Origin of the sequence: Shewanella sp. DNRA4 (genome assembly GCF_012843185.1) — a bacterium.
In the GTDB taxonomy this organism is placed as follows: Bacteria; Pseudomonadota; Gammaproteobacteria; order Enterobacterales; family Shewanellaceae; genus Shewanella; species Shewanella xiamenensis.
In genome coordinates, this window is sequence record NZ_JABAIP010000007.1 from 76,623 (window position 1) to 100,971 (window position 24,349).

General features: G+C 44.9%; 16 protein-coding genes. 4 read left to right on the top strand and 12 right to left on the bottom strand.

Going from position 1 to position 24,349, the window contains the following annotated elements; translation table 11 throughout:
• Positions 1 to 9 precede the first annotated feature (9 nt).
• Genes HG547_RS09170 through HG547_RS09185 form a run of 4 tightly spaced genes read right to left on the bottom strand, consistent with a single transcriptional unit; the run spans position 10 to position 3,525 of the window.
• A complete protein-coding gene (locus HG547_RS09170; RefSeq protein WP_037418002.1) occupies positions 10 to 375 on the bottom strand; it encodes a response regulator in 366 nt (121 codons plus the stop codon).
• 3 nt (positions 376 to 378) lie between these two features.
• The gene (locus HG547_RS09175; RefSeq protein ID WP_169547678.1) at positions 379 to 2,076 is read right to left on the bottom strand and encodes a SpoIIE family protein phosphatase; all 1,698 of its coding nucleotides are present in this window, start codon (positions 2,074 to 2,076) and stop codon (positions 379 to 381) included.
• A gap of 7 nt (positions 2,077 to 2,083) precedes the next feature.
• Complete coding sequence (locus HG547_RS09180) at positions 2,084 to 2,368, bottom strand: STAS domain-containing protein (protein WP_037429105.1); 285 nt, start codon at positions 2,366 to 2,368, stop codon at positions 2,084 to 2,086.
• A gap of 14 nt (positions 2,369 to 2,382) precedes the next feature.
• Positions 2,383 to 3,525 (bottom strand): methyl-accepting chemotaxis protein, encoded by a 1,143-nt coding sequence (locus HG547_RS09185; RefSeq protein ID WP_099458171.1) that lies wholly within the window; start codon positions 3,523 to 3,525, stop codon positions 2,383 to 2,385.
• A 431-nt stretch (positions 3,526 to 3,956) separates the two neighbouring features.
• Between HG547_RS09185 and HG547_RS09190 the strand changes: the two genes are divergently transcribed.
• On the top strand, positions 3,957 to 6,668 hold the full coding sequence (locus HG547_RS09190) for an acetate--CoA ligase family protein (RefSeq protein ID WP_169547679.1): 2,712 nt from the start codon (positions 3,957 to 3,959) through the stop codon (positions 6,666 to 6,668).
• A gap of 336 nt (positions 6,669 to 7,004) precedes the next feature.
• On the opposite strand, the gene HG547_RS09195 is transcribed toward HG547_RS09190, so the two are convergent.
• A complete protein-coding gene (locus HG547_RS09195; RefSeq protein WP_037429111.1) occupies positions 7,005 to 8,036 on the bottom strand; it encodes an isoaspartyl peptidase/L-asparaginase in 1,032 nt (343 codons plus the stop codon).
• Between the two features lie 120 nt (positions 8,037 to 8,156).
• Here HG547_RS09195 and HG547_RS09200 point away from each other — a divergent pair, with 120 nt between their 5' ends.
• Positions 8,157 to 10,013 carry an autotransporter assembly complex family protein gene (locus tag HG547_RS09200; RefSeq protein WP_037417987.1) on the top strand — a complete coding sequence of 619 codons (1,857 nt, stop codon included), beginning with the start codon at positions 8,157 to 8,159 and terminating at the stop codon, positions 10,011 to 10,013.
• Entirely contained in the window at positions 10,010 to 14,251 is a 4,242-nt protein-coding gene (locus HG547_RS09205) for a translocation/assembly module TamB domain-containing protein (protein WP_169547680.1), read from the top strand. Before HG547_RS09200 ends, HG547_RS09205 begins: the two co-directional genes overlap by 4 nt.
• 195 nt (positions 14,252 to 14,446) lie before the next feature.
• On the opposite strand, the gene rplY is transcribed toward HG547_RS09205, so the two are convergent.
• The gene (gene rplY, locus HG547_RS09210) at positions 14,447 to 14,734 is read right to left on the bottom strand and encodes a 50S ribosomal protein L25 (protein ID WP_037417983.1); all 288 of its coding nucleotides are present in this window, start codon (positions 14,732 to 14,734) and stop codon (positions 14,447 to 14,449) included.
• 312 nt (positions 14,735 to 15,046) lie between these two features.
• Between rplY and HG547_RS09215 the strand changes: the two genes are divergently transcribed.
• On the top strand, positions 15,047 to 15,490 hold the full coding sequence (locus HG547_RS09215) for a hypothetical protein (RefSeq protein ID WP_037417982.1): 444 nt from the start codon (positions 15,047 to 15,049) through the stop codon (positions 15,488 to 15,490).
• Here HG547_RS09215 and HG547_RS09220 read toward each other — a convergent pair.
• The 6 genes from HG547_RS09220 to HG547_RS09245 form a co-directional block, all read right to left on the bottom strand.
• On the bottom strand, positions 15,441 to 15,989 hold the full coding sequence (locus tag HG547_RS09220; protein ID WP_047540686.1) for a DUF882 domain-containing protein: 549 nt from the start codon (positions 15,987 to 15,989) through the stop codon (positions 15,441 to 15,443). The two genes, HG547_RS09215 and HG547_RS09220, sit on opposite strands and share 50 nt — an antisense overlap.
• Positions 15,990 to 16,112: 123 nt before the next feature.
• The gene (locus HG547_RS09225) at positions 16,113 to 17,603 is read right to left on the bottom strand and encodes a L,D-transpeptidase family protein (protein ID WP_248278728.1); all 1,491 of its coding nucleotides are present in this window, start codon (positions 17,601 to 17,603) and stop codon (positions 16,113 to 16,115) included.
• 330 nt (positions 17,604 to 17,933) lie between these two features.
• A complete protein-coding gene (gene mdoH / locus HG547_RS09230; RefSeq protein WP_037417976.1) occupies positions 17,934 to 20,117 on the bottom strand; it encodes a glucans biosynthesis glucosyltransferase MdoH in 2,184 nt (727 codons plus the stop codon).
• 23 nt (positions 20,118 to 20,140) lie between these two features.
• Complete coding sequence (locus HG547_RS09235; protein WP_037417971.1) at positions 20,141 to 21,775, bottom strand: glucan biosynthesis protein G; 1,635 nt, start codon at positions 21,773 to 21,775, stop codon at positions 20,141 to 20,143.
• A 410-nt stretch (positions 21,776 to 22,185) separates the two neighbouring features.
• The gene (locus tag HG547_RS09240; protein WP_037417968.1) at positions 22,186 to 23,580 is read right to left on the bottom strand and encodes an ATP-binding protein; all 1,395 of its coding nucleotides are present in this window, start codon (positions 23,578 to 23,580) and stop codon (positions 22,186 to 22,188) included.
• Positions 23,581 to 23,689: 109 nt separating this feature from the next.
• A complete protein-coding gene (locus HG547_RS09245) occupies positions 23,690 to 24,349 on the bottom strand; it encodes a response regulator transcription factor (protein WP_037417965.1) in 660 nt (219 codons plus the stop codon).

Below are 24,349 nucleotides of genomic sequence, written 5' to 3' on the forward strand. Positions count from 1 at the left end.
CCAATACCCTCAACCCAGCACTTTGGCGGTTATTGCTAATAATTTTTGCGGGTCAAAAGGCTTAACCATCCATCCCGTTGCACCAACCGCTTTTCCTTGGGCTTTCATATCTTCTCCCGCTTCAGTGGTTAGCATTATGATTGGGGTTCGCATATATGCGGACATCCCTCGCAAAGATTTAATTAAGGTTAAACCATCCATTCTCGGCATATTTTGGTCAGTCAAAATAAAATCAAATCGCTGGCTACTACACAAATCGAGAGCCTCTTGGCCATCTTTAGCCAAAGTGACTAGATAGTTTGCTGATTTCAGCGTGGCTTCAACCATCTGTCGAATGGCAGCAGAATCATCAACAATTAATATTTTTTTACTCATGCCCTATTCCATAACCACTTTAGTGATATTACCGGGAGAAATTAATTCATAGTGTTTACATAATTTTTTCACCAGTGATAAGCCTCGTCCAGAAAGTTCAGGATAATTTGAAATCGATTTATCAAAACCAGTAAATCCTTTGCCACTATCAGACACAGTGATCAACAGTTCATACCTGTCATTCCACGTTATGCTCACTTTTACCCAATCATTTGAAGTAAGCCTATCTGCGCAGCCATCTCTTATACTATGGTACAATTCAAAGCCTTCAGGATCATTTTTTAGTCTAGAATCTAATTTTAGTACACCATGGTCGATAGCATTACTAAATAACTCGGCCACTACCGTAAATACTCTTTGACAAAAATATGTCGCAAAACCAAATGCTGATAAAAACTGGTTGAGCATACTCAAGTAATCCGCACTTAGTAGCATAGGTCCTGATATCTTGATATCCCAATCAAACTCTCCATTCTTATTTGATAATAAATGCCTAACATCTTGAGAACGATACCAGTCATGAAGACGCTGAAAATCAAGAGTGCAAACACTAATATCATCAACAATATGCTTATCCAGAGAATTATTATCAAAATTTTCTTTAAAAAAATAAGGCAAGGAGTCTAATTTTTCATGAAACAGAGCATTAAGTCGCTCCATACCAAACTGAGAGTTATCAAATAATGGCTGTTCAATTAATCCATCGCTATATAGACATGCATATCCTTCGTGCGGCAAATCAATCTCAACAATGTCTGCAATAAATGTATTTGGCGGTAAAATTCCAAGCGCCATATTCGTTGACTTAAACACTTTATTTAGCCACGAATTATTATCTTGAGATTGATTATTATGTCTGAGGTGAAGAAAAACAGGCGGCATACCACCATTCCAAACATAAAGTTTATTACGAAATAAATCGGCTTCAAGAAGAATGCAGGCAACAAATCTATCATCTGGATTTTCGTAAAATAATTTTTCATTAAGCTCATAGATTAAGGTTACTAGTGAAAAGCACTTAGAAACCATAGCTTTAAATGTACTTGCCACTCGCATGATAGGCATGGCAGCACTAAGACCGTGACCTGTTGAATCAGCTAGCATAATGAATAAATTACCGTTAGGTGAGACACTATTTAACAAAATATCGCCACTAAAATTCGCACTTGCTTGAGAAAATGACTTTATAAAGTCAAATTGGCTATTATCAACATTCACTAAATGCTCAAAAATATGACGAGCCAGTTGCTCTTCTCTTGCTTTTTCATAGAGCATTTTTTCGAGTTCAACACTTTGCTGCTTAACTTTTTCTTGCAATCTGATACGTGTTAATAAAATTTCAGCTTTATACCAAAACAATTCCACATTAATAGGTTTAACAACAAAATCCAACACCCCCATTTTAAAGCAATCTAAAAATGCCTGAGGTTCTTTCCTATCAGTTACAACGACAACTGGAATTTCCTTATTCAATTGACGAAGATTTTCTAGCAATGTCAACGCTGTACCATCGGACTGAAAGAAATTCACTAAAATCAAATCAATTCTGTTGATGGATATTTCAAAAAAAGCATCCTCAAGATTATCACAGATAATCACGTTATAACCTTTGCTATGAATAAAGTCACTGATAGACTGACTCACAACAGCATCATTATCGACAACCAATACAAAGTGATTAATTGCTGAGTGCTCTGACATAGCTAGGTTACTCGATGATATAAATTTTCTGCATGTTGGCGATGGTTAATATCTCCTCAGCTTGACCATGAGCTCCTTTTACTGATGTCGACATTCCCTTTTCTTGAGCTTTTCGATATAGCAGTACCATCATGCCTAACGCTGAACTATCAAGATATAACACTCGGCTAAAATCCAAAATAATATGATTAACGTCCTTAAGAGTTAAGATTTGTTGATAGTCTCGTGTAAAATTTTTGTGGTAATAAAAGTCAAATCGCTCTGGCAAGATAATGGTCTGAATGTTTGACATAATATAATATCCATTTAAAAGAGTTCGATTTCGCCACTCGTTATTTCATTCCTTGATACGGGATTATGCTTTTCATTTCGGTGCCGACTCATTTTTTCAGTCACGTCTTCACCGGTAATTCCAAACTCCTCATAAGACATAGCTGTGACTTGTTTGAGCGATTCTTTTAAATGATGTAACGCTTGATTGGTGTGTGACAAACTTTGAGAGGTTATATCACTAAATTGTAATCCCCTTATCGTATCTGAAATTGCCGTTTCAAGTTCATGCGCCGATGAATCAATGCGCGCAATGACCTTAGAATCCTTTTCCGCTTTTACGATAATTTGTTTGAGTGCTGTATCAATATCTTTTTTTGCATCAATAATATAACTCATATCCTGTGCGGCAACTTTACTTACATGCTGGGTGAGTTGTTCAATCTGATTCTGAATAGATCTCAGTTGTTTTTGAATACTTTCACTAAATCCAGAACTGCGGTTAGACAATGCACGCACTTCATCCGCCACGACCGCAAAGCCTCTGCCCGCTTCCCCCGCACGCGCCGCCTCAATCGCGGCATTTAAAGCGAGTAAGTTTGTTTGAGAAGATATTTGATCGATATCCTGTAAGGCCTTCATCGCCTGCGGCATGGATTCGTAAATAAGGTTAACTTTCTCAAGCAATTCCATTGTTGAGGCAGACATTTCGATGGTGGATTGAATAAAGCGTTCTAACGTTTGCGACGTATTATTCGCAAATTGTTTCATCTGCTCGGAGTGAAATATCTCAGCATCATCAGTACTTTTTACTAGATCAGAGATAAATCCCGTTTGCTCAGTCATCAGCCGGCCTAAGCCATCAAAAGAATCTCCGAGTAAATTAACCGCATCTTCCTGAACCCGCAGGACATTATGGATATTATTTTCACATTCACTAACGGTCGCAATCGCCTCTTGGTATAAGCGTTGATGCGTTTGCCAACCAAGAGCGACGCCATCCCGTTGTTCTACTTGAGATGTGCTAGACACCACCGAAGATTGCTGCTGACGGTAAAATTGCCAACATAGCATCACGGCAACCGCCAACACCGGACTGAGGAGCCAAAGGGTAATAGACCCCACCAAGTAACCTATTGCTATTGCAAAGACTGCGATGATGCCATCCATGTATCTCATAAACACTTCACAATAATTTATCCGTGTGTAAAAAGTAGTTTGAGATTCAGGGGTTTTCAAACAAATACGGAAAATTTTTACTTTGTTGAGGGCGTGTTGACATTTCTTGATTAGATTATCTTCGCTCTGGCAAGCTTATACTCTCGTAACACGTCGACTCAGATGACGAGAGGCAAGGAGTAGACGTTTGCCATCTGCTGCCTTTAGTCGCATTTGGCCGCCAAAATCTCCGCAAAGCCCACAGGTTTTCGCTTCTGTAGTCAGAGATCTCGCTGTTACTAAAAATGTTTCATTAAAGATAAAAATATGATGTTTACCGCATTTAACTTAATGATTTACTAATAAATACCGCGCAATACCTGAATCAAAACTGTGCAGCCCCACGTGCGTAGGTTACACTGGCAGCGTCTTCGTCTGGGATGGGATCATTTATGAGTCAACGTACACTACATTCCTTATTTAAACCCACATCCGTTGCCATCATTGGCGCCTCTAATAGCGAGAAACGTGCAGGTAATGTGCTGATGAAAAACCTGCTATCCAGCGGGTTTTCTGGGCCTATCATGCCCGTTACGCCCAAATATCGCGCGGTTATGGGCGTGCTTGCCTATCCCAACATTGAAGCCTTACCGATAAAACCCGACCTCGCGGTGATTTGTACTCGTGCTAGCCGTGTACCCGCGATTGTCGAAACTCTCGCGCAATTTGGCTGTAAAGTGGCAATTATTATGGCTTCTGGGATGGCGCAGGAAGTCAACGATGATGGTGTAAGCTTACTCGACCTAGCCATGCAACATGCCAAACGTTATGGCATGCGTATCCTTGGTCCTAATAGTTTAGGGATGCTTTTACCTCCCTTAGGACTCAATGCTAGCCTTGCCCATGCGAGTGCCTTACCCGGCAAAATTGCGTTTGTATCCCAATCAGCGGCAATATGCACCACAGTGCTCGATTGGGCAAATAACAAAGGGATTGGCTTTTCGTCTTTTATTTCCCTTGGCGATGCCACTGATATTAACTTCGATGAACTGCTCGATTATCTCGGCCGCGATAGCCGTACCAGTGCCATTATGCTGTATATCGACTCAGTTAATGAGAAGCGCCATTTTCTCTCTGCTGCCCGAGCAGCCTCGCGTAATAAACCGATTTTAGTGATTAAATCGGGCCGCAGCGCCGAAGGCGTACGTGCCGCGAAACAACATACGGGCGGTATCGGTGGTAATGATGCTGTGTATGAAGCCGCCTTTAGGCGCGCGGGGATGCTGAGGGTAAATGATTTAATAGAACTTTTTGCCGCGGTTGAAAGCCTTGCTCACTCTAATCCACTGCAGGGAGAGCGATTAGGTATTATCAGTAATGGTGGCGGGCCCGCGGTATTAGCCGTCGATGAACTGATCCTCCGCGGCGGGAAATTAGCAGAATTATCCCCAGAAACGCTTACTAAGCTTGATGCAGTTCTACCCTCGACGTGGTCGAAACAAAATCCGGTGGATATTATCGGTGATGCGAATGCTAGCCGCTATGCCAATGCGCTCTCCATCCTAATGGATAGTGAGGAATTAGATGCCATTTTAGTATTGCATTCGCCCTCAGCCCTTGGTGAAAGTGTCGAGATTGCCGATGCCTTAATTAAAGTTATCCATGCGCATCCGAAGAAAAACCGTTTAAATATCCTCACCAACTGGAGCGGTGAAGACTCGGCCTATCAAGCCCGCAAACGCTTTACCAAGGGCGGCATCTCCACCTATCGCACCCCCGAAGGTGCAGTAGGCGCCTTTATGCATATGGTGGAATATCGTCGCAATCAAAAACTGCTACAGGAAGTGCCGCAGTCGATCCCCGACAATATTCCGACCGATAGCCAAACAGCGCGAAAATTGCTGCAAGCGGCGCAGGCCAAGGGTAAAGCGGTACTCGAAACCCATGAAGCCAGCCCGATTTTGCGCGCCTATGGCCTCAATACTATCGACACTTGGTTTGTCAAAGATGCTGATGAGGCCGTTGCTATTGCCAATGAGGCGGGTTACCCCCTTGCGCTCAAGGTGCAATCACCCAATATTTTGCATAAATCCGATGTCCATGGCGTCATGCTTAATCTCACCTCTGAGGAAGACATTCGCCATGCCGCGAATGCAATTACCCAGCGGGTACACCAAGCCAATCCGGACGCCATTATCGAAGGCATGATAGTACAAAAGATGGCACTGACTGCAGGCGCGCAGGAAATCCGTGTCGCCGTGATAAGCGATCCCGTCTTTGGCCCAGCTATCTGTTTAGGTGAAGGCGGCTCAGAATGGGATCCGACTCAAGATGCAGCCGTTGCGCTTCCCCCACTGAATATGGCGCTGGCACGTTATATGGTCATCCAAGCCCTAAAAACCCATAAGTTAAAAGATCGGCATTTGCCACTAGGGCTTGATATGAACGCCCTATGCGTGATGCTGACGCAAATATCCCACATAATTATCGACTGTCCAGAGATTGCGGCGCTGGATCTCAACCCTGTACTGGCGGCGGGGGAAAACATTACCCTGCTCGATGTGAATATCCGTCTACACGATGCCAATACGGATAATCCCTCTCGACTTGCCATCATGCCCTATCCCAAAGAGTTAGAAGAATTTGCCGAGCTAAAAAATGGCCTCAGAGTGATGCTTCGCCCCATTCTTCCCGAGGATGAGCCTAAACATCTGGCCTTTGATAACTCCCTCTCCGATGAGGACAGATATAAACGCTATTTTGGCGTACGCTCGAAAATGACCCACGAGGAAATGGCGGTATTGACTCAAATCGATTATGCCCGCGAAATGGCCTTTATCGCTACGGCCAAAGGGCCGGACGGTGATGACATTACCTTAGGCGCGGTAAGGGCCTCCATCGACCCCGATAATACCGAGGCAGAATTTGCTATGGCGGTACGGGGGGATCATCAAGGCATTGGGCTAGGTAAACTGCTGCTTGAAAAATTGATTAAATACTATCAAGCCAATGACACTCCAGTGCTTACAGGCTTTACCATGTTTGAAAACCGCAATATGGCAAGTCTTGCTAAAAGCCTAGGCTTTAAGGTGACCTTCGATATGGAAGAACATCTAATCAAAATGCATATGGACCTCAAAAGTAACAGCCCTGTCAATTCATGAGATATCTAGGGCGTTTTGACGTTTTAGGGTTATTTTTGCAGCATTTTGGCGGGCGTTTATGCAAGGCAAAGTCCGTGTAGTTATTCTACATAAACGGACGATAATGCGGCAGAAACGCCCGCAAAATGCTGCCCCAAGGGTTCGACTTACTTCCTGCCATAAGAGCCGCTCGTCATTTGAGTAGAATAACGACACAGCATTCCTCGTTTCGCGAGCACGTGCTTACCGGAACGAGCAACATTTAATCTCGAAACGTCAACACACCCTAATGTCTTACAAAGAATAAGTGCCGCTTATGCGGCACTTATTCTTTGTGATGATCGCAGGTGACTCACATTATTGGTCCTGCCAAATCATTACCTGTGCGGGTTCACCATTGGTGCGGGTTGCACGGTACATTCCCTCGGTATTAAAGGGGGTAGCAACATTGCCTCGATGATCAACCGCAATCACCCCACCAGAACCGCCCGCCGTGATAAGACGTTGATTAATCACTTCATCCGCCGCTTGAATAATGGATTTTTGCTGGTATTTCACCTTGGCGCAGATATCGCCCGCCACTTGGTAGCGAATAAAAAACTCACCGTGACCCGTTGCAGATACAGCGCAAACGCCGTTTTCCGCATAGGTGCCCGCACCAATCACTGGCGAATCCCCGATCCGGCCAAAGCGCTTAGCCGTCATGCCGCCGGTGGATGTCCCCGCCGCTAAGTTACCGTTTTTGTCTAAAGCGACTGCGCCAACGGTGCCAAATTTATAATCGAGATCTTTCATCTCAATACCTGCAATTTGCTCGGACTTTTCCGCCGCCTGCAATTTTTGTCTGGCATCGAGTAATTGCTGATAACGGGCATCGCTATCAAAATGGCTGTTAGGTACCAGCGTAAAACCTTGAGTCAAGGCAAACTCCTCAGCGCCCGCACCCGAGAGCATCACATGCTCGGACTTATTCATCACCGCTATAGCTAAATCGATAGGATTAGCAATATGGCGTACACCTGCCACAGCACCAGCATTCATGGTTTTACCATCCATGATAGAGGCATCTAACTCATGACCACCATCATAGGTGTAAACCGAACCGACGCCGGCGTTAAACAATGGGCTGTTTTCCAATACATTGATGGCTGTTTGTACGGCAAGTATGCTATCGCCGCCCTGTTCTAATATTTTTGAGCCCTTATCGACGGCTTCTTTTAGTTTATCTTTATAGGCTTGTCGCAGTTCAGGCGTGAGATTGGCTTTAGATATCGTGCCTGCGCCACCGTGGATCGCAATGGCAAAAGGTTTTTCATTCGCTTGGGTATTTTGTGACATAAAAAGTGCACTCGAGAGAATTAAACTAAAGGTGGCTAATTTTATTTTCATTATTTACATCCCCTTAAACAGTAACGTCCTTTGTAACCATTTCAATGACTAATTTCAATCATCTCCTTGCCTGTTAACGCTATTCTGGCGACAATGAAGTCACATCACAGGGACTATAAAGTGCAGCGATTCTTGCAAATTACCTCATTATCTTTTCGTCTTCATTTGCTACTGAGTCTAAGTTTAGTGGCATCAGCGACTATGGCCGCTGATAACTTTTTAACGCTTTCAGTCAATGGGGTCGACGAAGCCCTGAAGCGTAATATTCTCGCCCACTTAGGTGCAATGCCTGACTCCGAAGTGCAGCGCCGAGCCTTCTTATTTAATGTGGAAGACAATGTTACCACCGCCCTAGAGTCTATGGGGTATTACCATGGAGAGTTGGAGGAACATTTAGTCGAGAAAGAGAAAGGTCCTTGGGAACTCAAGCTTACGGTCAATGCAGGTGAACCAGTTAAAATTCAATGGGTCGATATTAATTTTTCAGGCGAAATGCTTGACGACCGAGCCTTCGACAAATGGCTTGCTGAGGTCAATATTAAGCCCGGAGATACGCTCAACCACGGCATATATTCGGATGTCAAATCCCAACTGGTGACGCTCGCTCTCGCGCGAGGCTATTTCGATGGCGAATTTACAGAATCACAGATTAACATCAACCGCGATTTAAACACCGCCCAAATCAGCCTGCATTTTAACTCTGGCGCACGTTACCATTTTGGCCAAGTCAGTTTTGAAGGTCATACCTTAGAGCCGGATATTCTCACCAAACTTATCCCCTTTAAGGAAGATGCGGCCTATTCGACTCGCAGAGTCAGCGCCCTTAACCGTCAATTGCTGGATACGGGATATTTTTCCAATATTAAAGTGATCCCACAGCTCGATCAGGCAAAAGATAATCAACTGCCCGTCAAGGTAGAGTTGACCGATAAAGCCAGCCATTCCATCGAATTAGGCTTAGGTGGTGATATCGGCCAAAGCGCAGATAAGACCTTCGATCCTAGGGTGCGTGTTACTTGGCGAACCCCGCAGATCAATAAATACGGCCATTCCCAAGAAACCAGTTTGGAGTGGTCGCCTGATAGGCCCAAATTTTTGACCACTTATACCATTCCACTGACTCATCCTTTGGACGACCAACTGAAGATCCGTTTAGGCTTACTGCGGGATAAATATGGGGTTACACAAGTTTACGAGCCTGAAAACCGTGATTTTCGCAACACAGGGCAGCTAGAAGCGACCAAGTATTTACTCGGTCTATTAAGACAGCAACGGCTGGAAAATCAATGGCTCATGAGCTATTCCCTCGATGCCATTCGTGAAGAATATACTCAGTCAGATATCGACTACAGCCCGAGTTTTTACCTTGCGGGGATTAACTTTTCTAAAACTACCCGTGGCGATAACACCCTCGATCCCAAATCCGGTTTTAGGCAAATATACAGCCTAGATTATGCCGATCCTTATCTAGGCTCAGAAACACGCCTTGCCCGCTTGCAGGCAAAATTTAAGTGGATTGACACCTTTTTTGATAACCACAGAATCGTGGCCCGCATGGATTTAGCCGCCAACCTTGCCAATGAAAATGAGTTAGCCTTGATCCCACCATCACTGCGTTACTTTGCAGGTGGTGACCAAACCATTCGCGGCTATGGCTATCAAGAGTTAGGCCCTTATCTGGACTATATCGATGCCGATGGCAAGGTCAATCGGGAGGTTATCGGTGGCCGTTACTTAATGGTTGGTAGTTTGGAATATCAATATTACGTTACACCAACATGGCGGGTTGCAACCTTTGTCGATGCGGGTAACGCTTTTGATAACAATCAGTTTGAGCCCGTTATCGCCGTAGGTGGTGGTATCCATTGGATATCCCCCATTGGCCCAATTAAGTTGGATTTAGGGGTAGGTTTGAAAGAGACTGACACAATCGACCGCTCATGGCGTATTCACTTAACCATGGGGACAGAATTATGAGTCAGCCCCCAATTCATGAGCCCAATACATCCGCTCAACATGAAAATCAAACGCATGAGCCACAAACTGTGGAACAAAACCCAACTTGTGTTCCGCCTAAAACCCTAAAGCTGCGCCTATGGCAAATATTTAAACTCTGTACGCGCATTATTGTTTACGTCCCCTTAACTCTCTTAGTGATGATGGCATTACTGCTGGGGACTGAAATTGGCTCACGGATCAGTGTCGGCTTAGCCGATAAATTTGTGCCCGATCTGGCGCTCACCTACACCTCTGGCTCCTTAAATAAGGATCTCACCTTAGCCCACGCCAGTTGGTCGATGGAAGGGATTAACGTTGAGCTCAAGGATTTACATTTCGCGTGGCAACCCACGTGTTTGCTACAAAAACAGCTGTGCGTGAATGCTTTAACGGCGAGCCAAATCGATGTCAATATCGATACCGAGGCCTTAAGCTCAGGTTCCACTGAAGCCGACGTTACCCCCGAAAATGATGAGCCGAGTGAACTGGTTCTGCCCTTTGGGATAAAGCTCGACAGCGCCGAACTGAACAACATCAATATTGCGGTCGATAAGATGCGCTTTTCGGCCAATCATATTCAGACCGCCGCTACTTGGTTTACCGAAGGACTGACAGTCGAGCAGCTTAGCAGTGAAGGCTTGGCTGTGTTAATTCCTACCGAAGACAGCCCTGTGCTAGACACACAGGCCACAGATCCTCAAGGCGCAAGTATTCAAGTCACAGATACTCAAATCACAGGCACACAAGTCACTGACACCAAGGCAGCCGAGACAGCTGCAACTGCAAAAACCACGACCGCAGCGGCGACAACTCAGCCTGAGACCAAAAAATCAGCAACCACAGTGGCGACAGCAAGTGCTAAAGCTTCAGCGGATAAGCCCATTGCTAATAAGGGAGCTACGGCGCAAACGCCAGCGAATACCCAGGCTGAAAAGCAAATTGATAAAAACGCCGATAAGCAAACATCTACAGAGGAATGGGCACTTGCCCATTTGCCGCAGGTGTTTATGCCTTTTCCGGTGGATGTAAAACAACTTAGCTTAGACAACAGCCGTTTGCAGATTGGGCCACGCGAAGATCTGTTTAGCCATATTGAGCTTCAGGGGCAATTTGCCAAGTATCAGTTAACCCTTAATAAACTGCAACTTGGCCACAGTTATGGAGATCTTTCTGTGGTGGGCCAACTCGCCCTCGAACAGGACTATCCGCTCGCGCTTGAGGTTAAGGCCAATGTGACTCAGGTTGCCGAGTTGCCGGAGCTGACACATCAACAATTAAGCCTCACGCTTAGCCAAAGTGTCGGACAACTCGGTATTCAAGCCCTTGCAAAAGGAGATGTCGATTTTAGTCTCAATGGGCAATTGACCCTGAAAGATCCCACGCTTCCCTACAAGGTCAAACTGGAGAAAGCCCGCGCACAGTGGCCACTGCAACATGCCGAGTATCTCGTCAGCGATCTTAACCTCGACAGCCAAGGCTCCCTTACTCAACAAGCCGCAATACTCAAAGGAAATGTCACCACACCTTTTCATAAAATGTTAGCCATTAGCGGTGAACTCCATCATCAAGATGCGAAACTCGATATTAAGCAGTTTAATGCTAAGGGCGAGCTAGGTTCGATCGATGTGACTGGTGAGCTAGATTACGCTAAGGCGATCAATTGGAAAGCCAAGGTATTGCTCGATAACCTGAAATTACAGGAAATCACCCTGCCAGAAGTGGCGCAGACGTCAGAATCAACGCCAAATAAGGACACGAACACACCGAGCACAAATACCGATAAGGCGATGCCTGCCACTGCAAGCAGCAGCCTGCCAAACAGTTTAATCTCTGGACAATTACAGACCACGGGACGTTTGTTAGATAAACAGTGGCAAGTTGCTCTAGCGGACACTCAACTGTCGGGCAGCTTGCAGGGATATCCATTTGATATCACCGCCGATGTCAGTATCAACGATAAACTGTATATCAGCGCCAAAGGGGTCAATGCCAAGGTACTGGGTTCCACCTTAACTTTAGCGGGAGAAACCAACAAAACCTGGAACATTGAGGGTAAGCTGCAAGTCCCCGACTTTGGTTTATGGCTACCCCAAGCCAGTGGCCAATTGCAGGCCGATATCAATGTCACTGGGGATGAAAAACATCCACAGCTTGAGTTAACCGCGCAACTGGTCGATCTGGTGCACCAAAATATTAAGCTGAGGGAATCCACGCTCAAAGCCTACTATAAGCCTTTGGATGCACACGAATTTGCCCTATCGCTCAAGTCTAAGGCGCTACAACTCGGTTCACAGAATCTAGATACCGTCACCTTTGGCAGTAAGGGCGATATTCAAAACCAAAAACTGACCCTAAGTGCCACTGGGGATTTGGGGGTCGAGCTTGGCGTGACCAGTCAATACGATATGAAAAAATCTCGACTACAAGCTCAAGTGAATAAAATTAACTTGGCAACTCCTGTTGGTCGCTGGGAAATAGATAAAGATATCCTTGTCGCATGGGATCAAAATACAACCAAAGGCAATGTCAGCCCCTTCTGTCTAGTCAATCCTAACAGTAAGATTTGTTTAGATAATCAAATCTCGCTAGGTAAAAAAGGCGAGGTGCAACTAAGTTATGCTGGTAATCTTGGTAAACTTTTAGCCCCAGTATTACCAAGCAATATGGATTGGGATGGTCGCTCTTCGCTATTGGCAAACTTTGCTTGGACCGCAGGGCGAAAACCCACGGCGAATATCGATTTTAACTTCGATCCCGGTAGCATCAAACTCAAACGCGCCAAAAATCGTGAAGTCACCATTAAATATCAGCAACTTGCTTTAAAAGCTAACTTAAATGCCAAACGACTAATGTCGTCTATCAACTTTGAGTCACAGGACGTGGCAAGCTGGCAAAGTGAACTCACTGTTAACGTGACGCCTGACCGCGTGTTGTCGGGTTATGCCAATATCAAACAAATTAACCTTCAACCTCTTGGCGAATTTTTCCCACAGCTCAATACCCTAGAAGGCTTACTGACTAGCAAATTAAACTTTGCTGGTACCCTAGATGCCCCCGAAGTATCGGGTAATGTTTCGCTCACTCAAGGAGCTCTTGCACTGACAGCGAACCCTACCCTTATCAATAAAATTGATCTGTCGATGGATCTTGGCGGTCAGCAGGCATCCCTTAAAGGTCGCTGGATGATGGGCAATGGTTTAGGCCGAATTACGGGACAAATGCGTTGGCCTCAAGGGCTGTTTAGCGGAGAACTTGCCGTCAAAGGCGATAAACTGGCGGTGATCCAACCACCACTCGCACTCTTAGATGTATCGCCCGATCTCACGATTGCCTTTAGCAGCCAACAACTTGAAGTCAAAGGGGTCGTCGATGTTCCCTCGGGTAATATTAAGATAGTGCAACTGGCTGAGGGTGGTGTAGCCTTGTCAGAGGATGTCGTTTTCAATGACTCTATTGCCGCCGCGCAACCTAAAGCCAGCCCCTATGCCATTGTGGCCGATCTGAATATTAACGTTGGCAACGATCTTAAAATCGATGGAATGGGCCTAAAAGGTAAGCTACAGGGAACCTTAAAACTTCAGCAACAGGCGTTTCGCCCCCCCCTGTTATTTGGAGATATTAAGGTCAAACAAGGCAACTATAAGTTTATGGGGCAAACGCTAAAAATCCGTACGGGTGAAGTGCAATTTGTAGGCCCACCTTCTGTCCCTAATTTAAATATTGAAGCAATTCGGGAAATTAAGAGCGAAGATCTGGTCGCGGGAGTGCGCGTCACTGGTACTCCCACTCGGCCGGTGGTCACCCTTTTCTCTAATCCGGCCAAGGAACAAGCCGAAATTCTGTCTTATATTATTAAAGGCAGCGGGTTCAACAGTACCAATAATGAGCAGAACAACTCCTTGATGATGGGAGCTGCGCTGGGACTCAGTGCTCAGGTTGGTGGCGGTGGCGCAATTAATAATATTGGAAATACAGCAGCGGGCATTATCGAAGAATTTGGTTTCTCTAACGTGCAACTCGATACTAATGATGAGGGCCGTGTTGCCATCAGTGGTTTTATCGGTGATAACCTTATGGTCAAATACGGTGTTGGCGTATTCAATCCTGGATATGAGATGACTGTCAGATATTACCTGTTATCCCAACTCTATCTTGAAACAGTATCCGGTACCTTAGGGCAATCCCTCGATATCTATTACAATTTCAATATCAAGTAGTGCTTGGCTAGCACACAGACACAATAGTGAGCTACATGCCGATGATGATATTGACGCTGTGCACAGGCAAAATGATTAAACACCAGCAATTGTTTGATGGGTAAAGTCACTTAACTTGCAAGCATCAGAGTTTGATGAGTGAAAAGCAGCCACAAAAAAAGCGCCATATAGGCGCTTTTTGCTTCAATTACGTAATTAAGCGTAAACGAAGTCAACGTGTTCAATGATTGGCTTGAACGCGTGGCGTTGCATAGCTTGTGCACGAACGCCTACTTCTTTGCCATCTAATACGATAGTCACTACAGAAGTATAGAAGTCAGCGTTAGCTTGAATGTTGATGATGTCTTTGTGATCAAAAACAATAGAAACTGGCTCTTTGCCTGCGCCATAAATAACGGCAGGAACTTTACCTGCATGACGTAGGCGGCGGCTCGAACCTTTCCCTATTTCAGTGCGGGTTTGTGCTGGGATAGTGTAAGACATGTGTTTCTCACTTAAATTTAGAGTAAAAAATATCACCATTCTCGACCAATGGTGACTCATATAAAGCGCGCGCATACTAACACAGTTACTCAGCAGGTACAAGAACAGCCAGACTCTGAATGCAATGGGGTAATAATGGGATATCGTTATCAATTAACAAGAGTATTTATTGAATTGGGAAACTTGTTCTAGCGCTGTTACATAGGCGAAACACCTTTGATCTGAATCGAAAAACACGCGATCTTGATCACACTTAAGCCATTCGATGCCTGTTAAGCTCGAGCAAATTTTGCCACTTCAGCCTTGTAAAACATGTGTCACGAGCTGTATTTATTGCAACAAGAAAATCGACTCTCCTGCCAATTAGCCCGTGAACTGGTCTCACTCATTAAAACTGTCCCCTATCAGCAGACCACGATAGAGTTAAAATTGCTGGAACTACTCGCCTGCACACAACAAAAAAACCGCAGTTTACTCATGCTAATGCAGATCTGTGAATCACCGGCAGTTGAGAGCCAAAGACTAAGACAATTTAAGTTTTCACAAAGTCTGAATAAGCAGGTTAGTGATTGGCAGCAACACCGTGAGATGAATAAACTGGGACAAGTTTTTTTGCCGCTACTCGAGTATTACTTACAGGACATCCAAACGCTAGAGCTGCAATTTTATCAGCAGCTCTCATTAAACACTGAGCAAAAGATACAAACTACCAATGCCGCACAGGACCGCAGTCAACGTGCACAAAACCAGACTTAGGATAATAGCCTACGCCTCCTAGCTTAAGTGATAAAGCCGCATCTCTGATTGTCTTTAATTTGACCCCAGGGATCGCAATATCCATTGCCATGCCTTGCATATGGTAACTTTTTTTAGCTACACCACCACTTTTACCTGCCAACATCGCATTGGTTTTTGGTGAGCGGTAACCAGAAATCACATGGATTTCATTATCAGTATTTAACGTCGTCTTAAGCGTATAAAGCAGATCAAATAAGCGTTTATCCATCGGCGCTGTTACATTTTGACGGTGATCTCGCAGCAAGTGGCTAAAATCGGCCAACACTTCACTCTGATAATGGCCATCGACCCAATAGCTACCATTGTTATATTCACCCGTATGGCGATTATACAGGCTAAGCTCACGCACACCTTTGGTTGAACGGCTCGCTATCGCTTTGGAAGGAATTAAGGAACACAATGCCACACCACTGAGGCCTAACAACAACTGCCTACGGGCAGGACAAAGTAAGGTCACATCATCACCTTCTGTTCGTTTTTTGGACACTGAGAACGCAAATTATCGTGAATTGCCATCCAGATCAAGTCTTGATCGACATGCAAACAATCAGATTAAAAAATCCTTCAAAAGTTCAATCAATTAGAGCATGTTAAAAATCGTTGCCGAAACCACATAACTCAGCTCACTCTCCTGCTGGTAAATGTCATTCCGATATTGCACTTCCCCAGCGTCATCAAGCCATACCGTCCAATAGACAATAAATATGGGCAACTTATCAGACAAGGAAAACCATTGGGATTGGGTGATATCTGAACTTAATTTATCCCAAAGGCGCTGATCATTGACTAAATGGCTCTTAAACCAGCGTGCTAATTCTTCAACCTTCTCGACCCGAATACAGCCCGATGATAAAGCTCTGTTAGCCTTTTTAAAGAGACTTGGCTCAGAAGTTCCATGCAAATACACACTAAAACTATTGTCGAAATGAAATTTATAGCGGCCTAAGGCATTTTTGGGTCCTGGCCGTTGCACCAACTGATAAGGAAAATGCGATGAAGCGAGTACTTGCCATTGTTCTGCAGAATGCTCGGCGCGCTTACCATCATAATCGTAAGCATCAAATTCTCGTTCAGTAAGATAATGCCCATCATGGCGAATATGCGGCAGGATATCACGTTGAATAATCGTGCGTGGCACTCGCCATTCAGGGTTCATCACAACACTGGAAATTTGACTTTTTAATAAAGGCGTTGGCCGCGATGCTTTACCGACAATCACTTTAGACTGTAAAGTCACCTTCCCTTCTTCAACTAACTGGAGCTCAAATGCTGGAATATTAACCAGTAGGTAGCGTGCTGGTAACTGTGGTGTCAATATCCACTGTCTCAGCACATTTTTCGCCAGTAACTTAGCCCGAGTATGGGGCGATTGGTTAAGCCAGAAAAGGGTTTGTTTCCCTATCACGCCATCGGCCTGTAAGCCGTGTTGCTGCTGGAATTTCTTAATGGCTATCACTAGTTCATCGCGATAAATCATCCCATTACTCACCTCTTCAGCAGATTCAATAGTGAGTTCATTTGGTAGAAAGCCTAATACAAAAAGTCGCTTCGCAATTGGCAAAATCAAAGGACTTTGCTGCCCGGGAGTGAGTTTCTCTTCCTGTGTTAACGTATCCCATGAAGTCATGTTCTCTAACTTCATGAGCTGTTTAAGCGTAAAGAGCACAGCTCGGTAATGAGTGTCATGTTGAGTAAATACCTTACTGATACAAGGTTCAACACATTCCGCTTGCTGATCGAGGTAATACCAATAGCGTTCAAGTTGTTGGTGCATCTTAAGCAGTTCGGCTTGTTCATCAGTACTCAAGGGCCGATGTTGCCATTGGCTGAGTTTTTGATAATTAGCTCGAAATACCGGACTGACATCGGCAAGATCAAGCAACAATGTCTGATCGAGTAGTTGTGTAATAGAAATGTCTAACTCTGTAGAACCATGTGTTTGTTCGGTAGACTCAGCGGCTTGTGGTGCACTCGAAACGAATATAAACACCATCAACAGCGCTTTTAAATACCATTGAAATGTGCAACACCCCAAGCGATAACACTGCGCAAAACGAGTCACAGACACCATAGACATCTCCATTTACAACAGTAAGTTAGGTAGGTTAAGAGATGGATAAATGCAATCAATACAGCAAAAAATAAAATGCCTAATCTCAAACTGCACTTTGGCGCTGAAAACAAGGCAAATGTAGGCGCAAAAAAACGAGCCTATAGCAAGTCAATTCAATCAGTAAGTCGTGCAACGAATTGTTTGCGATACATTTATTATCCAGAGCGAGATTAGTATTAAGATCACTATAGCTGAAGCTGTTCGTAAAATGCAGCTCACTATCGACCTAAAACAAAAATGCCACTGATCATCAGTGGCATTTTTACTATTTAGCGTAATAGAAAGTAATTAACAGAAGGAAACCAGATCCTCTGGCACAAACTGTTCTGGTAGTTTTTGCAAACTCCGCAGCATTAGCGGATTAGCCAGCACTAAAGCCATTTCCTGGCGATTAAAGAGTGCTAAGGCACTTTGCTGACACTGTGCTTCATGTACTTTGACGTGCACAATGGCTTCAACTGGTTCAATCGGCGTTCCGGCGGCACGTAGTGGCTGTTTATCAACCATGGCTAAGTGAAGCTCCATCAGCGCAGGATCTTTCAGTAATTGTGCTAATGTCCAAGGCTGTTCAATATGCGCTTGGTAAGCCGCACGCGCTTCTTGTGCCCTAATACAAATAGGCGCAGGACTGCGTTCTTCTGGAGTGGCGAGGATCCCAATACGTTTGAAAAACTCCCCAATTTTAATCGAACCGGTCCAAGCCGAAATGGGCACCGCTAACCACAAACCAATCAAGGCGGGGCTCATCCACGCGAGCAATGTTAAGGAGTCCAAAATCGCGGCATACCCCAACATCACACCTGCAAGCATATGCCAACGGTGGCGATAAATCAGGGTTAACCAAGGCATGCTACCATCGTCACGGCGCTGTGGAGACCAACCACTATCACGTCCCATCAGAATCGACATTACCGCACCACAGTGGATGAACATCATGATTGGCGCGATCAATGCTGAGAGAATGACTTCAAATAACACACTGAGCATCGCTTTAATGCGCCCGCCTACGCTGCGGGCAAATTTGCCATCTTTTAACAGCAACAACACGCCAAAGATCTTCGGTCCAAATAACACCACCATAGTGATATAGAACAGTCTCAATGCCCTATCCGAGTCCATGATTGGCCAAGTTGGGAATAATGAGAACTGATCGGTGAAGTACTCTGGACGAATAAAGTGGGCCTGCAAAGCGAGCATCAACCCCGTTAAAATCAATAACAACCAAAATGGCGAAGATAAGTACGCCATAATACCCGTCATTAAGTGCAGGCGACTAACCCAATGCAGCCCTTTAGTTGGCAGAATACGTGAGTGCTGCAAGTTACCCTGACACCAACGACGATCGCGTACCGCTAAGTCAACAATTGATGGAGGGCATTCCTCGTAGGAACCGGGTAAATCATATGCAATGACCACACTCCATCCGGCACGGCGGATCAATGCAGCTTCAACAAAGTCATGGCTTAGGATATGACCACCAAAAGGTGGCTTACCCTTAAGATTAGGTAAACCCGCAGCGCCCATAAAGGCTTCAGTCCGGATAATCGCGTTATGGCCCCAGAAGTTACCTTCTTTTTGCACCCACCAACCAAGACCAGTACCGATCACAGGACCATAAATGCGTGCAGCAAACTGCTGCAAACGCGCCATTAAGGTGGTGCCATTGATCAGTGATGGAATCGTTTGAATAAGACCCGCATCAGGATCAGCCTGCATCCGCTGCGCTAACCCCGTGATAGTGGATGACTCCATCAAACTGTCGGCGTCCAGGACTAGCAAATGGTCATAACGCGAGCCCCAACGACGGCAAAAGTCCGCTACGTTACCCGCTTTACGTGCGACGTTTTTACGGCGGCGACGATAATAAACACGAGAATGTTTATGGGTTTCTTGGCGAAGAACTAAAAACGCCTGTTCTTCTAACAGCGCAATTTCAGGATCGGTAGTATCACTTAAGATAAACCAATCAAACGCATGCCCATGACCCGTTTGCGATAATGCTTCAGCCATCACAGATACCGCTGAAAATACCCGGTCAGGAGATTCATTATAAGTAGGCATTAAAATCGCAGTGCGCGTGTGCAGCTCAGTCTGTGCAAGCTCGTTTGGCTTAGGCTTTTTCAACAGGAGGAAAAAGCCAGCAATTCCACTACAAAACGCCAATGCAATCCAGCAGAAGTTAATCGCAAACAACGCCAACATCAAATATTCGAGGGGAGTAATCCCTCCAATACTGAAAACTGCGCCCATTTCATAGATAGCAAAGGCCGATAGTAATAAGGCGCCACCAACAACAAACACCCGACGGGAAACCCGTGAACGGACTCCATTTGCCACAGTGCTACGGCGTGGAAATCCTTCAGGCATTTGGGTTAAACTTTGGGGCTCCATAGCGCCTGGCCTTTCATTAGGCATAGCGCTACCACCCACGAGTACTTCAGTCTCAAGTACCGAATTCTCGGATACAGTCATATTATGTTGCTCCGTCATGGACCTTAAAGCGTCCAGCGATAGAGCCAGGTTTCAACCTGACGCGGTGTAGAGAACTTGAGTTCAGCACGCAATTCGATAAGGTCTTTATCTTCGGGCTCTAACTCAAACGCGAGGCGATAACCATTGTTTGCCGCATTACGCGCGATGACAACATTTGAAATTACTCCACCAGAAGATTCAACCTTCGCGAGTGGTAACTCATCAGGCATAGCGCCATTTAGATGATAATCAACGACAAACAAACGTCTAGGGGTCGCTTTAGCAATGTCAGCACGACCACTTGCAGTACGACTTACCACGACAGAATTGGTTTTCGCAACTGGTTCATCGCCCCAGCTCATGCGATAAGCGAAGTGATATTCGCTACCAGCAGGAATAGGCTGACGCGGCTTCCAGAAGCTCACAATATTATCATGAATTTCTGATTCTGTTGGAATTTCTGTCAGAACAACCGCACCTTGTCCCCAGTTGCCCACAGGCTCAATCCATAAACTTGGACGACGCTCATACTGGGCTTCAAGATCCTGATAAGAGGCATAGTTACGTTCACGCTGTATAAGACCAAAGCCTTGTGGTGAGTTATCAGAAAACGCACTCACCTGCAATTGACGTGGATTTGCCAATGGACGCCATAGGTGCTCACCGCGGCCGTTGAACATCAATAAACCGTCTGAATCATGGACTTCAGGTCTAAAGTCATCGGTATCGTGGCGACCGTTTAATGAATGCAGGAACATGCTGGTGCTAGGTGCCAGTCCAACTTTATTTAATTCGACACGAGGGAATAAGGTCGCTTCAACGTCGATTTGGGTGTTATCACCTGGACGTACCGAGAATCGGTATGCACCTGCAACACTCGGGCTATCGAGCAACGCATGTACCACGATCAGATTACTGTCGTAGGATGGACGTTCTACCCAAAAAGCGCGGAAAATCGGAAACTCTTCACCTTCTGGATCAGCAGTTTTTAATGCTAAACCACGGGCAGATAAACCATAAGAGTTACCTTTACCTAAGGCGCGGAAATAACTCGCGCCTTGGAACACCATCAACTCGTCAAAAATACCGTTAGTGTTTAATTGGTTATGGATACGAAACCCTGAGTAGCCGATATCATCATTAGGTAATGCTTGAGAGATAACCTCACCCGCAGTGAAATACTTAGGCTCATAAGCTAAGTGGGTCGCTTGGTTTGCTTCAACGATGGCAATTTCAATTAAATCTTGAAAATAAAACCCACGGTGAAACATTTGCATTTGAAACGGTAAACCTTGATCGCGCCAAATTGACGATACTGGGTTAAAACGAATATCGCGGTATTCATCATAGGTTAACTTAGCAAGACCGGCAGGCAGTGGATCTTTTAACACGACATAGGGCTTAGAGGCCAATTTACGCGCCAATTTCACCACAGTTTCACCATCAAAGGTGCCTGTTTTGGTGAATCTTACTTGCGTTTTGTTTGCAGGCTGAGCAGTTGCCTTGGGTGGACTCACCACGGGCGTGGTAGGTTTATTCTCAACAGGCTTGGTCTCATCAGCAAATGCAGTGCCCGAAAAGGCGAACGCCGCGCTAAGCGCCAGTGAGCAAATGAGTGAAGAAGGTTTAAACGATTGGCAACGCAACAAGCTAACCATAGGATAGGTAACCTAAAAATAAACTAAGAAATCAACGTTTTTTATATGTACAGTGACATTTTTTTATTGCGGTTTGAGCGAAAAAAAACACCGACTGTTACACATCGCGAAAGATATCAGAAGGAGTAAAAAACTCATAAATAAAGATGCAGTTAACTCCCTTTGCACAATACTATTTAGTAATATACTTATACTTTTAAAGAATATCAAATTCGAATTAACATACCAAATTGACCTTTAAAAGTTACAAAGGCTAATAAAGTGCTGCCAAGTTCGCAGAATGAACATAAAATCAGTTAGTTTTACAAACTGGCCACCGACAATAATCTTAGGTGATAGTCGCTAATATGCGAGCCTAAGCATACAAAAAGTGATTCAGAGAGAGACTTCATTGACTTACACTCTTAACACTATCGAGGCAAAAATAGGCTGACGACTAAACCAGTCTCTTCACGGGGAGTGATGGTTAGTTGGCCTTGGTGTAAGCCAATAATATGCTGACAAATGGATAATCCCAATCCCGCACCTATACCTTCATTTTCATTAACACGGTAAAAACGCTCGGTGGCATTCGCAATTTGCTCACTTGTCATCCCTTGACCACGGTCGGCGATCTTTATTTCAACGCCTGTGGTGGTTTGCGCTGCACTAATGCTAATTTCAGATTCTACTGGGCTGTATTTACAAGCATTTTCGATAATATTCTTTAAAACCACCAGCATATAAAAACGGTCACACATAATGGATAATCCGGCATCCACGTCAATATTCCACTCATATTCAGTGATCAGGGGCATCAGTTGGTTGAGCGTATCCTCCACCATAGATAACAAGGTATGGGATTGCACATTCAACTCGGCAATCGAATCAACACGAGCGAGCAACAATAATTGTTCTACTGTATGGCTCATGTGCTTAACACCAGCATCAATCGCGGCAAGGTGGATATGCTGAGCAGGTTCATCTGCGACTAATCCCTCTAACCCCTGTTGATGTAACTTAATCACAGATAATGGCGTTTTTAGCTCATGGGCTGCATCGGCACTGAAGCGGCGCTCTCTGGCAATGAAGTGTGCAATACTGCTGATATACTGATTGAGTGCCCGTCGAACTGGCACTAATTCCTTAGGCAATGACATAGCTAACGGTGTGAGATCGTTAGGTGAGCGTGCCATTAATTCCCGTTCAAGGGTTTTTAGCGGCCGAAATAGAATATAAAACAGTAAACTGACGATAAACAGGGTTAACGGTACCACAATTAATGGCACTATTACTGCGTTATGCATAATTTGCGAAACCAACTCTTGGCGCACTTCATCCTGCTGAGCCGTGATAATCCACACTTTATATTTAACAGAAAAAAAGCTGAACACATGCCACAGCTCCCCTTCGAATACTTTTTTACTATAGCCCTGCACAAATTTAGTGATCGGCTCGCGCCCAATATTGTCTGAAAAAACCAACGCCTGCCCCGCTTCACTCCAGATCTGAAACGCCAGTTTATGTTCATAGGCAAGCTTAAGTGCGTCAGCCTTTTCAGCAAAGCTACTGACTTGACTGTCCGGAACGTGGAGAACTTGAGGTTGTGATTGGGGAAGCTTAAAATCGGCTTCTTCATGGTAGAACAACTCGAGCATTTTTGCGGTTTGCAACATTTGAGCATCAAATAATTCTTCAATTTGATGCTTCGCATCACGAGTGCTAAACCAGCTTGAAATCCCTACTGAAACCGAAATCCCCGAGAGCATTAGCAAGGTTAATAGCAAGCGTAAAGAGTACACATCCAGCACCTTGAGTCGATTCAACCCGTTATCCCCGTCGTTTGTATGAGTGTAACCTGTCTTATAAAGCAGTTACTTCATACCGATAAACGTCGAGTTTGTCACTTAAATCCTTGCATAAATTGCAAGATGGCTAATTCAGTTCCGTAAGGGTGTAGCCAATTCCGCGCACGGTCTTAATTAACTCATTAGCTAATTTTTTACGTAAATGATGAATATGGACTTCGATTGAATTACTGCCCACCTCATCCCAGCCATAGGTGAGTTGTTCAAGCTGATTACGGGTTAACACTCGACCAGCCGACTGAGCAAGTTCGAGTAATAATTGAAATTCTCTGCGTGAAAGGGGCACATTTTGATCGCGAAAAATCACTTCTCGCGTGTTGAGATCAATACTTAATGCACCAATATTTAAACTGTTATGGTCTAGACCATATTGACGGCGCACAATTGCCCTTATACGTGCCGCCAACTCACGCACATCGAAGGGCTTACCTAAATAATCGTCGGCTCCGACATCTAGGCACTCCAATTTAGTATCAAAATCGGTATTCGCGGTCAGCACTATGGTGGGAATCGATACACCCTGCGAACGCCATGTTTTAAGGAGTTCTTTACCATTACCGTCGGGAAGGCCTAAATCAAGCACAATAGCGCTAAAGGTTTCATTTTTTATTCCCACTAACGCCTGCTGATAGCTACTTAAGTGATCCACCTGCATGCCCATTTTGGCAAGGTTGAGGCAAATTCCCTGGGCCAGTAACTCATTATCTTCCACTAACATGATACGCAT